This is a genomic window from Klebsiella sp. F11 (assembly GCF_056712265.1).
In genome coordinates this window covers 5,477,902-5,491,033 of record NZ_CM160060.1, presented here as the reverse complement: position 1 = coordinate 5,491,033, position 13,132 = coordinate 5,477,902, and the positions used below count along the sequence as shown (strand labels likewise).

Sequence of the window (13,132 nt, the reverse complement as noted above, 5' to 3'; positions counted from 1 at the left end):
GTCTCTCGTTGAATCGCGACACAAACGTTTTGGGAGTATGTGATGCGCAATGTTATTGCTGCCGTCATGGCCTCAACGCTGGCGCTAAGTGCTTATAGCCAGGCCGCTGAAGTCGTTACCAGCGTTAACTGGCTCCCGGGAGAAGAAGGGGCGCAGCGCAGCAGCCAGGGCCATATGTTTGATGGCATAAGTTTAACCGAACAGCAACGGCAGCAGTTACGAGATCTTATGCAACGGGCACGCCACGATAGGTTACCCGTTAATGTTAGCGAAATGGAGACAATGCATCGCCTTGTCATCGCAGAAAATTTTGATGAAAACGCTGTGCGCGCTCAGGCCGATAAGATGGCGCAGGAACAGGTTGACCGCCAGATCGAAATGGCGAAGGTTCGCAACCAGATGTACCACCTGTTAACGCCAGAGCAGCAAGCGGTTTTAAATGCTAAGCACCAGCAGCGAATGGATCAGCTGCGTGAGGTTGTAAGGATGCAGAAAGGCTCAGCGAAGATGCTTTCAAGTAGTAGCAATACCGTGCAACCCCAGTAACAAACCCTGTTTTCCTTGCCATAGACACCATCCCTGTCTTCCCCCACATGATGTGGGGGTTTTTTTTGCCTGTCATTCAGCTAAACGACCCCCCGCTTGCCATCCGTCGTCGCAATAGATCGGGTTATACTAAGCGCATTGCGGGTGAAGGAGCGTTTATGAATCAATCTTATGGCCGGCTGGTGAGTCGTGCGGCTGTTGCGGCGACGGTGATGGCCTCCACGTTACTTTTGATCAAAATTTTTGCGTGGTGGTACACCGGTTCTGTGAGTATTCTGGCTGCGCTGGTGGACTCGCTGGTGGATATTGCCGCTTCGTTAACCAACCTCCTGGTGGTGCGCTATTCGCTGCAGCCTGCCGATGAGGAGCATACCTTTGGCCACGGTAAGGCCGAGTCGCTGGCGGCGCTGGCGCAAAGTATGTTTATCTCCGGGTCGGCGCTGTTCCTGTTTTTAACCGGCATTCAGCATCTGGCGCGCCCGGAACCGATGCAGGCGGCGGGCATCGGGATGATTGTGACCCTGATTGCGCTGTTCAGTACGCTGGTGCTGGTGACGTTTCAGCGCTGGGTGGTGAGAAAAACGCAGAGTCAGGCGGTGCGCGCAGATATGCTTCATTATCAGTCTGATGTTATGATGAACGGCGCTATTCTGGTGGCGCTGGGCCTCTCCTGGTACGGCTGGCATCGTGCCGATGCGCTATTTGCGCTGGGAATTGGCGTCTATATTCTGTATAGCGCGCTGCGTATGGCCTATGAGGCCGTCCAGTCGCTGTTAGACCGCGCGCTGCCTGATGAGGAACGTCAGGACATTATCAATATCGTGACCGCATGGCCGGGCGTCAGCGGAGCACACGATCTACGGACGCGGCAGTCAGGGCCGACTCGCTTTATTCAAATACATTTGGAAATGGAAGATAACCTGCCATTGGTTCAGGCGCACGTCATTGCCGACCAGGTGGAGCAGGAGATTCTGCACCGTTTTCCGGGTTCTGATGTCATTATCCATCAGGACCCCTGTTCTGTGGTGCCGCTGGCGCGGCAGGGCGTTTTTTAAGCTTTGAGTTATAGTCTGTAAACTCGATGTAAAAATGTGGGGCAGCCCGGCATTATTTGTATAAATTACCGCCGTTTGGTCTGACCTGAATCAATTCAGCCAGAAGCGTTTGATATACTATTGCAATTATCGTCGTGCACTCCTGATAAGGGAGCGCTTCAGGCAACAGGATTATTTTTTGCTTCCTAAGTTCAGAGGTGGTCATGATTAAGAAAATCGGTGTGTTGACAAGTGGCGGTGATGCGCCGGGCATGAACGCGGCAATTCGCGGCGTTGTGCGCGCGGCATTAACGGAAGGTCTGGAAGTTTTTGGAATCTATGACGGTTACCTCGGCCTGTATGAAGATCGCATGGTTCAGCTCGACCGTTATAGCGTTTCCGATATGATCAACCGTGGCGGCACCTTCCTGGGGTCGGCGCGTTTCCCGGAATTCCGCGAAGAGCATATTCGCGCCGTGGCCCTTGAGAACATGAAAAAGCGCGGCCTGGATGCGCTGGTGGTTATCGGCGGCGATGGTTCGTATATGGGGGCGATGCGCCTGACTGAAATGGGCTTCCCGTGTATCGGCCTGCCGGGCACCATCGATAACGACATCAAGGGCACCGACTACACCATCGGTTTCTTCACCGCGCTGAGTACCGTTGTTGAAGCAATCGACCGCCTGCGCGATACCTCTTCTTCCCATCAGCGTATTTCCGTTGTTGAAGTGATGGGCCGTTACTGCGGCGACCTGACCCTGGCCGCGGCGATTGCCGGAGGCTGTGAGTTCATCATGGTGCCGGAAGTAGAATACTCGCGTGACGATCTGGTCGCAGAAATCAAAGCGGGCATCGCCAAAGGGAAGAAACACGCCATCGTGGCGATTACCGAACATATGTGCGACGTGGACGAGCTGGCGCACTACATCGAGAAGGAAACCGGCCGCGAAACCCGCGCTACCGTTCTGGGCCACATTCAGCGCGGCGGCTCTCCGGTTCCTTACGACCGTATCCTGGCATCCCGCATGGGCTCATACGCGATTGAACTGCTGCAGCAGGGCTTTGGCGGCCGCTGCGTCGGTATTCAGAACGAGAAGCTGGTTCATCACGACATCATCGACGCTATCGAAAATATGAAGCGTCCGTTCAAAAATGACTGGCTGGATTGCGCGAAGAAACTGTACTAAGTTTCGGCGTGAAACAAAAAGGCCTTCTCAGAGAGAAGGCTTTTTTTATTGGGCGGGTTATTCGATATCCAGCGCATCCTCGGAGAGAATGATTCCGGTATTATCGGCGTACAGATGGTCGCCGGAGAAGAAGGTCACGCCGCCGAAGTTGACGCGGACGTCGCTTTCGCCGATGCCTTCACCTGCGGCACCTACGGGAATGGCCGCCAGCGCCTGGATGCCGATATCCAGCTCTTCCAGATCGTCTACCTGACGCACCGCGCCGTAAACCACCACTCCTTCCCACTCATTCTGTACCGCCAGACGCGCCAGGTCTGCGTCAATTAGCGCCCGTCGGACGGAACCGCCGCCATCGATCAGCAGAATATGACCACGGCCGTTCTGTTCGAGCATATCGTATAGCAACCCGTTATCCTCGAAACATTTCACCGTGATGATTTGTCCACCAAACGACGACCGTCCCCCAAAGTTGGAGAACAGAGGTTCCACTACGTTGACATCCTCCTGGTAGATGTCACAAAGCTCGGAAGTATCGTATTTCATAGGCTTAACGTTCAGTTGCTGCGAGAGTTTTTAGTATATCTCGCGAAACCCATTGTTGGCAAAATCATCAATTGTTAATTGATATTTGTCAGTTAACCCAGCAGCTTGCTGCAAATAATCCCGATGACAAACAGCAGGTTGGTTAACAGAGCCGCTTTTACCGTTCGTTCCAGCATCGGACGCATCGCCACCGGTTCGCGCTCGCGCATGACAAATCGCGCCTGCTTCACCAGCAGCGGCGTAGCGAGGATAAACAGCCAGCCCCACGGGCTGTGCAGAGAAAGCAGATTAAACAGCGCCAGGCATAGCGGAGCGCCGATTAACAGGCAGGCGTGGTAGCGACGGGCGTTGATCGGGCCAAGGCGCACGGCCAGCGTGTTTTTGCCGTTTTCCCGGTCGCTATCGATATCGCGCAGGTTATTGATATTGAGTAGCGCCGCCGCGAGCAGGCCGCAGGCCGTTGCCGGCAGGAAGACGCTGGCGGCAATCGTGTGGGCCTGAAGGTACCAGCTGCCCGCCACGCTCAGCCAACCAAAGAAGACCAGCACCGAAATGTCGCCAAGGCCGATATAGCCGTAAGGGCGGGTGCCGACGGTATAGGTGATGGCCGCTACGATGGCCAGGCCGCCCAAAACCATAAAGCCAATAAAATCGGCCATGGTTTGCCAGGCGGAAAATAGCAGAGCCAGTCCGGAAAGACAGATCAGCACCACGGTGAGGATGAGCGCGCGTTTCATTTGCGCCTGGCTGATCGCCCCTTTTTGCATCCCGCGAAGCGGGCCCAGGCGATCGGGCTTGTCGCTGCCCTTTACCGCATCGCCGTAATCGTTAGCCAGATTGGATAAAATTTGCAGCAAACCGGCGGTAATCAGCGCCAGCAGAGCCACCCAGGGATCGAAATAGCCCTGGTGCCAGGCAAGCGCTGTACCGACAACGATAGCGGCAAAGGCCAGAGGCAGCGTTTTTGGGCGCAGGCTTTCCAGCCAGGCCTGGGTGCGGTTTATAGGTTGTTCAGTCATGGTTCCCGGCCAATAAAAATGGGGCTATATATAGCCCCATCGATTGTGATGAAAATATATTGAACCGGATTATAGGATAAAACGGCTCAGATCTTCATCTGCCACCAGAACATCGAGATGTTTACCGACATATTCAGCATCAATGGTGATGCTCTGGCCGTTCATTTCGCTGGCATCGTAGGAGATATCTTCAATCAAACGCTCCAGGACGGTGTGCAGACGGCGCGCGCCGATGTTCTCGGTCGTTTCGTTGACCTGCCATGCGGCCTGGGCGATACGCTTGATACCCTCTTCGGTGAACTCAATGTTCACGCCTTCGGTGGCCATCAGCGCTTTATACTGCACGGTAATCGAAGCATTCGGCTCGGTGAGGATGCGCTCGAAATCTTCGGTAGTCAGCGCTTTCAGCTCAACGCGAATCGGCAGACGACCCTGCAGTTCAGGGATCAGGTCCGATGGACTGGCCACCTGGAATGCGCCGGAGGCGATAAACAGAATGTGGTCAGTTTTCACCATCCCGTGCTTGGTTGAGACGGTGCAGCCTTCAACCAGCGGCAGCAGATCGCGCTGAACGCCTTCACGAGACACGTCCGGGCCGGAGCTATTGCCGCCGCGCTTACAGATTTTGTCGATCTCGTCGATAAACACGATGCCGTGCTGCTCGACCGCATCGATAGCATCCTGCTTTAGCTCTTCCGGGTTAACCAGTTTCGCCGCTTCTTCTTCAATCAGCAGCTTCATCGCGTCTTTGATTTTCAGCTTACGCGGTTTCTGCTTCTGGCCGCCCAGGTTCTGGAACATGGACTGCAGCTGGCTGGTCATCTCTTCCATGCCCGGAGGGGACATGATCTCTACGCCCATCGGCGCCGCGGCAAGGTCAATCTCGATCTCTTTATCATCGAGCTGGCCTTCGCGCAGCTTTTTACGGAACGCCTGACGAGCCGCGGACGGCTCCTGAGTTTGCTCAGCCTGGCCCCAGTTATTTTTCGCCGGCGGGATCAGCACGTCCAGAATGCGCTCTTCCGCCAGCTCTTCCGCGCGATAGCGGTTTTTATCGATGGACTGCATGCGAACCATTTTGATCGCCGCATCGGTCAGATCGCGGATGATGGAGTCCACTTCTTTACCGACATAGCCCACTTCGGTGAATTTGGTCGCTTCAACTTTGATGAACGGCGCGTTGGCCAGCTTTGCCAGGCGACGCGCGATTTCGGTTTTACCGACGCCGGTTGGGCCGATCATCAGAATGTTTTTCGGCGTAACTTCATGGCGCAGCTCTTCGGTAAGCTGCATACGGCGCCAGCGGTTACGCAGGGCGATAGCGACAGAACGCTTAGCCGCGTCCTGACCAATAATATGTTTGTCCAGTTCGCTGACAATTTCGCGTGGGGTCATTTCAGACATGGGAGATCCTTACGCTTTAGAGGCTAATTCTTCGATGGTGTGGAAATGGTTGGTATAAATGCAGATATCGCCTGCAATATTCAACGCCTTCTCTGCGATGTCGCGAGCGCCCATATCGGTATTTTCCAGCAGAGCGCGGGCAGCGGCCTGGGCGTAGGGACCACCGGAGCCGATAGCAATTAAATCATTTTCTGGCTGCACCACGTCACCGTTACCGGTGATGATCAGGGAGGCGTTTTCATCCGCTACCGCCAGCAGCGCTTCCAGCTTGCGCAGCATGCGGTCGGTACGCCAGTCTTTCGCCAGCTCAACGGCGGCTTTGACCAGATGGCCCTGATGCATTTCCAGTTTACGTTCAAACAGTTCAAACAGCGTAAAGGCGTCTGCGGTGCCGCCGGCGAAGCCCGCAATCACTTTATCATTGTAGAGACGGCGGACTTTTTTCACGTTGCCTTTCATTACGGTGTTGCCCAGCGTGGCCTGGCCATCGCCGGCAATAACCACATGGCCGTTACGGCGAACACTAACTATTGTTGTCACGAGCGGACCCCTTGGTTACAAAAGCGGAATAGGGGCCCCGCGCTTTACGCGGGGCGGAATGCAATTATAGATGGGGGGGATTTTGAGGGTTTCAACCCCTGGCGGCGAGACGAATGCAGTTTGCGTGTCCGGCCATTTTCAGGCGAACGATCGTGTCGTTGGCATTTTCCTTGCCTTTCAGCGGCCCAATGACCACGCGATTCCAGCCGTTGTTGGTGGTGATGTGCGAAGCAAAGCCTTCAAAGGCCAGCTGAGCACGCACGGTTTCCGCCTGTTCGGCGCCTTTAAAGGAGCCGCACTGGACCATCCAGCTGCGATCGTCTTTCTTCTCGGCGGCGGCTTTTGGCGCTTCTTCAACCCGCGCAACCGGCGCGGGGGCCTGCGTTTTAGGCGCCGTTGCGGTATGCGCTGGCGTCTGCAGCAGATCCTGATACGGCTGCTGCGCTGCCGCAGTTTGTTTCGGCTGCTGTACCGGCTTAGGCTGCTGAACCGGCTGCTCGACGACCCGCTGTTGCGCTCGCGGCTGCTGTACCGGCGCCTGCTGCTGGGTTTGCGTCCACTGCTGCTGCTGTACCTGCTGCTGAGCCAGACGCTGGCGCTGCAGCGTCTGCTGGCGCTGCGCCGGAGTCTGTTCGTTCCACGGCACTTCGGTCAGCTGAGTGGGCTGCTGGCGCATATCGGCCTGCATTTGCGCCAGCAGCTGGCGCTGTTCGTTGGTCAGCTGTTCGGGCTTCATCACTTCACCGCCGGCCGTCGGTTCAGTCGGCGCGCGGACGCCGGGCTGACGACTTTCCAGCTCTTTAATATAGCGCCAGCGCTCTTCCGGTTTCGGCGGTAGGCCGTTACCTGCCGCCTGGCGGTTTTGCAGCGCTTCAGCTTCTTCTTTTTTATGGTGCGTGATGAAGTACAGTCCACCGATAAAGGCCACCAGCACGGCCGCCGCGATTGCCACCATAGTTGGTGAAACAGCAGAAAGGCCGCTTTGCTTGTTCCTTGAGCTTCGGGTATTGCTCTTTTTGCGCCGCGAAGAAGCCGGTTGGCTGCGGCGTACATAATCTCGTTGTGCCACTATCGTTTCGCTGTCTTATTCATTCGTCAGTCCGCCATGTTACTTAAGCGGCGGGCCTTTGACCAGAAGAGCAGGCCCGAAAGCCTGATGGTTATACTCTGATTCTTCGCGTACTGCCGCGAACGACCAGCTCGCAGTCCAGCAACCGCGAGCCGCTGCTGACGCTGTGGCCCTGCAGCTGGTCCAGCAATAGCAGCATCGCTTCGCGGCCGATATCAAAGCGCGGTTGCGCAACGGTCGTCAATGGCGGATCGCAAAATTCAGACAAAGAGATGTTATCGAAACCAATAATAGACAAATCGTCAGGAATTTTCAGGCCCCGGCGTTTTGCCAGCGACAGCGCCCCCAGCGCCATAATATCGCTATGGCAGAATACGGCCGTCGGCGGCACGGGCAGCGATAACAGCTGCTCGAGGGCGTTAGAGCCGGCTTCATAGGTAAAATTGCCGCGGGCAATATACTGCGGCTCGACGGTTATCCCGCTGCGGCGCAGCGCCTGAACGTAGCCCTGCAGGCGGTAGTGGCACAGCGGCATCTCTTCCGGACCGGCGATACAGCCAATCCGTTTGTGTCCCAGCTCGTGGAGGTAGTTGACGGCGTTGAAGGCGGCGGTGAGGTTATCGATATGCACCGTCGGCAGCTCGAGCTCTGGCGCAAATTCGTTTGCCATTACCATCGGCGGCAGATTGCGCTGCTCCTCTACGCCGGCATCGAACGGCAGCCGGGAGCCGAGCAGCAGCATGCCGTCGATCTGCTTGGTAATAATCAGATCGATAAAGGTTTTTTCCTGACGGTTTTGATGGGCGCAGTCGCCGATCAGCACCAAGTACTCCTGTTCCGCAGCGGTGATTTCGATACCGCGGATGATTTCACTGAAGAAGGGATCGCAAATATCCGGCACGATGACCAGAATCGTGCGCGATTCGTTGCGTTTCATATTCCGCCCGAGCGACTGCGGCAAATAGCCGACTTCCAGCGCCGCCTGCTCCACCCGATTACGGGTAGTTTGTGAAACCTTATCGGGATTCATTAGCGCTCGGGATACGGTTGCCGTTGAAACGTTAGCCTTCAGGGCGACGTCTTTCATTGTGGCGGCAACCACCTGTTTTTTTGGCTTCACCTGTTTTCTCCTCGCTGACTGGCGCAGACACATCCCTTGCGTTCTGACATCAACAACATTTTTAACAGATAGTCGCTGCGGAGAGTTACAGAATTTTCATGAAAAACGTGATGAGCATTGAATTTTTTCGATCCGCCTCGTAAGAGAAGGCTTAACCTTCAATAGGATCGACGTCCAGCATCCACTTCACCTTGCGTGCTTCCGGCAGCGTATTGATCAGCGCCAGCGTACCGCTGACGATGTGCTGCAGGCGGATACGCGACGGATGCTGCAGAAGGATCTGCCAGCGCCAGCGGCCTCCGCGCTTTGGCGCCAGCGCCGGAACCGGGCCGAGCACCCACAGCTTATCATCTGCCAGCGGGCTGGCCTGCAGCAGGTTACGCAGCTGCTGCAGGAACAGCGGCGCCTGCTGATTGTTATGGTCTTCCGCGCGAATCAGCACGTGGCTGGTCCACGGCGGCAGCTGCATCGCCTGGCGTTCGGCGAGCGCCTCATCCGCGAAGGCGTCATAGCCTTTATATAACAGCGTTTGCAGCAGCGGATGCTCCGGGTGGTGGGTCTGGAGAATGACCTCGCCCTGTTTCCCGGCGCGGCCCGCGCGGCCTGATACCTGGGTGTAGAGCTGGGCGAAGCGCTCCGCCGAGCGGAAATCGGCGGAAAACAGCGCCCCGTCGACGTCGAGCAGAGAGACCAGGGTGACATCCGGAAAGTGGTGACCTTTTGCCAGCATCTGGGTGCCAATCAGAATACGCGCGCCGCCGCGATGAATATCCGAGAGATGCTGTTCAAGCGCCCCTTTACGGCTGGTCGTATCCCGGTCAACGCGGGACAGCGGCACGCCGGGAAACAGCGGTTCCAGCGCCTGCTCCAGCTGCTCCGTACCGAGCCCTACCGGCACCAGATGCGTCGAGCCGCAGGAGGGGCACTGACGCGGGACGGGGCGCTGGCTGTCGCAGTGGTGGCAGCGCAGATGATGCTGGGCCTGGTGCAGGGTGTAGTAGCTGTCGCAGCGCGGGCATTCGGCGATCCAGCCGCAGTCATGGCACAGCAGCGCCGGGGCGAAGCCGCGACGGTTTAAAAACAGGATAACCTGATTATCGGCCTGCAGGTGCTGGCGCATGCGGGCAATCAGCGCCGGGGAGAGGCCCGCCTGCAGCTGCTGTCCTTTTAAGTCCAGCACGTGCTGCTGCGCCGGACGGGCGTTACCCGCGCGCTTCGTCAGCTTCAGCTGGTGATACTTCCCCTGGCGGACGTTGTATAAGGTCTCCAGCGCCGGGGTTGCCGAGCCGAGGATAATCGGGATTTGCTCGCTATGGGCGCGCCACACCGCCAGATCGCGGGCGTGATAGCGCCAGCCCTCCTGCTGCTTATAGGAGCTGTCGTGCTCTTCATCGATAACGATCACCCCGAGGTCTTTAAACGGGGTAAACAGCGACGAGCGGGTGCCGATAACGATGGCCGCTTCGCCGTTTTTGGCTTTTAGCCATGCTGAGAGACGCTCGCTGTCGTTAAGGCCGGAGTGCAGGACCTCAACCGGGGCGTTAAAGCGCTGGCGAAAGCGGGCGATGGTTTGCGGCGTCAGGCCGATTTCCGGCACCATCACCAGCGCCTGGCGGCCCTGCGCCAGCACGTTTTCCAGCACGCTCAGATAAACTTCGGTCTTCCCTGAGCCGGTGATCCCCGCCAGCAGCCAGGTGGAAAAGCGGTCAGAGGCGCTGTGGATCGCCCCGACGGCGGTGGCCTGTTCAGTATTCAGGCGCAGCCGCTCTCCGGGGATGGAAAAGCCGGCCCGCCAGTCGGTGAGGGCCGGGGCTTCATTCGCCAGCTCGCAGAGCCCTTTCCCACGCAGCGCCTGCAGCGCCGCGTCGCTGAATTCCAGCTCCGCCACCTGGTGGCGCCAGATTTTTCCCTGACGCAGCGCGGCCAGCGCCTGCTGCTGCTTCGGCGAACGCCTGAGGCCGTTGATGTCAACCGCCTGGCCCTGCTCGGTGGCGAACCAGTACCAGAGCGGCGTCGCGCTGGCCGGTTTTCCCTGACGCAGGGCGATGGGCAGGGCGTGAAACAGTACATCGCCAATTGGGTGATGGTAGTAGTCGGCGGCCCACAGCAGCAGCCGCCAGATAGAGGAAGAAAAGACCGGCTCGGCGTCCAGCGCTTCGGCGACCGGCTTGAGCCCGTCCAGCGGCAGCTCGCTGCGCTCGCTAATCGCGGTGACAATCCCAATGCGCTCCTGCTTACCGAACGGCACGCGCACGCGACAGCCCGCTTTGACCGCGATGCCCTCAGGCAGCAAATAGTCAAAGGTACGGGGCAGCGGAACGGGCAGGGCTACGTGGGCGACGGGCATGTCATCTTCCTGACTTGAAATCTGGCCGCTTAGTATACACATTGTGATAAGGGCTCGCGGATCAGTTTGCATCCACCGGTCAAATTCTGTATGATTCGCCGCCTTTGGTGTGCTTCGTGCAGCATCAAAGCATATACTATTACCCATGAGTTCCGCACGGCGGAAAGTCTACGGGAAATTATTAACATCGCGTGGTGTCTGGCGTTAGGGCTGGAAGAGCGACGCGGCCTTAACTGAGGTTCTCCCATGAAAAAAGATATTCACCCGAAATACGAAGAAGTTACTGCTAACTGCTCTTGCGGTAACGTCATGAAAATCCGCTCTACCGTTGGTCACGACCTGAACCTCGACGTGTGCGGTAAATGCCACCCGTTCTACACTGGCAAGCAGCGTGATGTTGCGACCGGTGGCCGCGTTGACCGCTTCAACAAGCGCTTCAGCGTACCGGGCACCAGCAAGTAAGTTGCCGGAAGCCAAAAGAAAAAGCCGCCTCAGGGCGGCTTTTTTGTTTCTCTCGTCGTCAAACGCGGAGAAATAAAAAAGGCAGAATTTTTCTTCTGCCTTTTTTATTGGCTTAGTATTCCCACGTATCCGGGTCGATACCCATCTCACGCATAATCTGTTTCGCCGCTTCCGGAATTTCATCACTGCGTTCTTTACGCAGGTCTTCATCGTTTGGCAGCGGTTGACCGGTAAATGCATGCAGGAACGCTTCACACAGCAGCTCGCTGTTGGTGGCGTGGCGCAGGTTGTTGACCTGACGACGCGTGCGTTCATCTGTGAGGATCTTTAACACCTTCAGAGGAATGGAAACCGTAATTTTTTTTACTTGCTCACTCTTCTTACCGTGCTCAGCGTATGGGCTGATATATTCGCCGCTCCATTCAGCCATGAGATACCTTTAATCCTCTAGTCATTAGTTAAGGGCCTGAAGCTTGAGTTCGGGCCATAATCGCGCGTAGTTTACCGCATGAGTCGTCTTTCTGACATGAGATAAGCCGATACGGATGTGCGCTAATGCATATAATTTTAACGGCTATTTCCTGTTTGCTCAATCTATACGCAAAGAAGTTTAGATGTCCAGATGTATTGACGTCTATTGTGACAATGATTACTCTGGAGCCTGACATTTCACCGATTCAGCCCAGGAACTGCCCAACATGACGCGTAAACAGGCCACCATCGCAGTGCGTAGCGGTTTAAATGACGACGAACAGTACGGCTGCGTTGTCCCGCCGATCCACCTCTCCAGCACCTATAACTTTACCGGCTTTAACGAACCTCGTGCCCATGACTATTCCCGCCGCGGCAACCCAACTCGCGACGTGGTACAGCGCGCGCTGGCGGAGCTGGAGGGCGGCGCCGGTGCGGTTCTGACCAATACCGGGATGTCGGCTATTCTGCTGGTGACCACCGTCTACCTGAAACCGGGCGACCTGCTGGTGGCGCCGCACGACTGCTACGGCGGCAGCTACCGTCTGTTTGATAGCCTGGCGAAACGCGGCTGCTACCGCGTGCTGTTTGTCGATCAAAACGACGAGCAGGCGCTGAGCGCGGCGCTGGCGGAAAAACCGAAGCTGGTATTGGTTGAAAGCCCAAGTAATCCATTGCTGAGAGTGGTGGATATTGCGAAAATCTGCACGCTGGCGCGTGAAGCGGGGGCGGTGAGCGTGGTAGATAACACCTTCCTGAGCCCGGCTCTGCAAAATCCGCTGGCGCTGGGGGCCGATCTGGTGTTGCATTCATGCACCAAATACCTGAACGGCCATTCAGACGTCGTCGCCGGCGTGGTGATTGCCAAAGATCCGCAGGCTGTCACCGAACTGGCATGGTGGGCGAATAATATTGGCGTCACTGGCGGGGCCTTCGATAGCTACCTGCTGCTGCGCGGCCTGCGTACGCTCTCCCCGCGTATGGAGGTGGCCCAGCGCAACGCGCAGGCGATCGTCGACTATCTGAAAACTCAGCCGCTGGTGAAAAAACTGTATCATCCGTCTCTGCCGGAAAATCAGGGGCATGAGATTGCTGCGCGTCAGCAAAAAGGTTTTGGTGCGATGCTAAGCTTCGAGCTGGATGGCGATGAGCAGACGCTGCGCCGTTTCCTGAGCGGATTGTCGCTATTTACGCTGGCGGAGTCGCTGGGAGGCGTAGAAAGTCTGATTTCTCACGCTGCGACGATGACCCACGCAGGCATGGCGCCTGAAGCGCGCGCGGCGGCGGGGATCTCAGAAACGCTTCTGCGTATTTCGACCGGTATTGAAGATGGTGAAGATTTAATTGCCGACCTGGAAAATGGCTTCCGGGCAGCAAACGAGGGATAAAC

The 13,132-nt window shown here is 56.9% G+C and carries 13 protein-coding genes; 5 read left to right on the top strand and 8 right to left on the bottom strand.

Annotated features, from left to right (window positions below; translation table 11 throughout):
* Nucleotides 1-42 precede the first annotated feature (42 nt).
* From cpxP to pfkA, 3 genes are all read left to right on the top strand, one after another.
* Nucleotides 43-546, top strand: coding sequence for a cell-envelope stress modulator CpxP (cpxP, locus tag AC1M2H_RS26925; RefSeq protein WP_480149728.1), 504 nt, complete (start codon nucleotides 43-45; stop codon nucleotides 544-546).
* 158 nt (nucleotides 547-704) lie between these two features.
* Entirely contained in the window at nucleotides 705-1,601 is an 897-nt protein-coding gene (fieF, locus tag AC1M2H_RS26920; protein WP_480149727.1) for a CDF family cation-efflux transporter FieF, read from the top strand.
* Between the two features lie 203 nt (nucleotides 1,602-1,804).
* Complete coding sequence (pfkA, locus tag AC1M2H_RS26915) at nucleotides 1,805-2,767, top strand: 6-phosphofructokinase (protein WP_132731810.1); 963 nt, start codon at nucleotides 1,805-1,807, stop codon at nucleotides 2,765-2,767.
* 57 nt (nucleotides 2,768-2,824) lie between these two features.
* On the opposite strand, the gene rraA is transcribed toward pfkA, so the two are convergent.
* From rraA to priA, 7 genes are all read right to left on the bottom strand, one after another.
* On the bottom strand, nucleotides 2,825-3,310 hold the full coding sequence (rraA, locus tag AC1M2H_RS26910; RefSeq protein WP_095105378.1) for a ribonuclease E activity regulator RraA: 486 nt from the start codon (nucleotides 3,308-3,310) through the stop codon (nucleotides 2,825-2,827).
* Between the two features lie 92 nt (nucleotides 3,311-3,402).
* A complete protein-coding gene (gene menA, locus AC1M2H_RS26905) occupies nucleotides 3,403-4,329 on the bottom strand; it encodes a 1,4-dihydroxy-2-naphthoate polyprenyltransferase (RefSeq protein WP_480149726.1) in 927 nt (308 codons plus the stop codon).
* A 69-nt stretch (nucleotides 4,330-4,398) separates the two neighbouring features.
* Nucleotides 4,399-5,733, bottom strand: coding sequence for an HslU--HslV peptidase ATPase subunit (hslU, locus tag AC1M2H_RS26900; RefSeq protein ID WP_480149725.1), 1,335 nt, complete (start codon nucleotides 5,731-5,733; stop codon nucleotides 4,399-4,401).
* Between the two features lie 9 nt (nucleotides 5,734-5,742).
* Nucleotides 5,743-6,273, bottom strand: a complete 531-nt coding sequence (gene hslV, locus AC1M2H_RS26895) for an ATP-dependent protease subunit HslV (RefSeq protein ID WP_095105382.1) — start codon at nucleotides 6,271-6,273, stop codon at nucleotides 5,743-5,745.
* A 91-nt stretch (nucleotides 6,274-6,364) separates the two neighbouring features.
* A complete protein-coding gene (ftsN, locus tag AC1M2H_RS26890) occupies nucleotides 6,365-7,342 on the bottom strand; it encodes a cell division protein FtsN (RefSeq protein WP_480149724.1) in 978 nt (325 codons plus the stop codon).
* A 91-nt stretch (nucleotides 7,343-7,433) separates the two neighbouring features.
* Nucleotides 7,434-8,462 carry a DNA-binding transcriptional regulator CytR gene (gene cytR / locus AC1M2H_RS26885; RefSeq protein ID WP_480149723.1) on the bottom strand — a complete coding sequence of 343 codons (1,029 nt, stop codon included), beginning with the start codon at nucleotides 8,460-8,462 and terminating at the stop codon, nucleotides 7,434-7,436.
* Nucleotides 8,463-8,613: 151 nt separating this feature from the next.
* On the bottom strand, nucleotides 8,614-10,809 hold the full coding sequence (gene priA / locus AC1M2H_RS26880) for a primosomal protein N' (RefSeq protein ID WP_480149722.1): 2,196 nt from the start codon (nucleotides 10,807-10,809) through the stop codon (nucleotides 8,614-8,616).
* 246 nt (nucleotides 10,810-11,055) lie between these two features.
* On the opposite strand from priA, the gene rpmE reads away from it, so the two are divergent.
* A complete protein-coding gene (rpmE, locus tag AC1M2H_RS26875; RefSeq protein ID WP_045853658.1) occupies nucleotides 11,056-11,271 on the top strand; it encodes a 50S ribosomal protein L31 in 216 nt (71 codons plus the stop codon).
* Between the two features lie 112 nt (nucleotides 11,272-11,383).
* Here the strand turns inward: rpmE and metJ are convergent, their stop codons facing one another.
* A complete protein-coding gene (gene metJ / locus AC1M2H_RS26870) occupies nucleotides 11,384-11,701 on the bottom strand; it encodes a met regulon transcriptional regulator MetJ (RefSeq protein ID WP_004869405.1) in 318 nt (105 codons plus the stop codon).
* Between the two features lie 268 nt (nucleotides 11,702-11,969).
* Between metJ and metB the strand changes: the two genes are divergently transcribed.
* On the top strand, nucleotides 11,970-13,130 hold the full coding sequence (gene metB, locus AC1M2H_RS26865) for a cystathionine gamma-synthase (RefSeq protein ID WP_426813593.1): 1,161 nt from the start codon (nucleotides 11,970-11,972) through the stop codon (nucleotides 13,128-13,130).
* Nucleotides 13,131-13,132 lie beyond the last annotated feature (2 nt).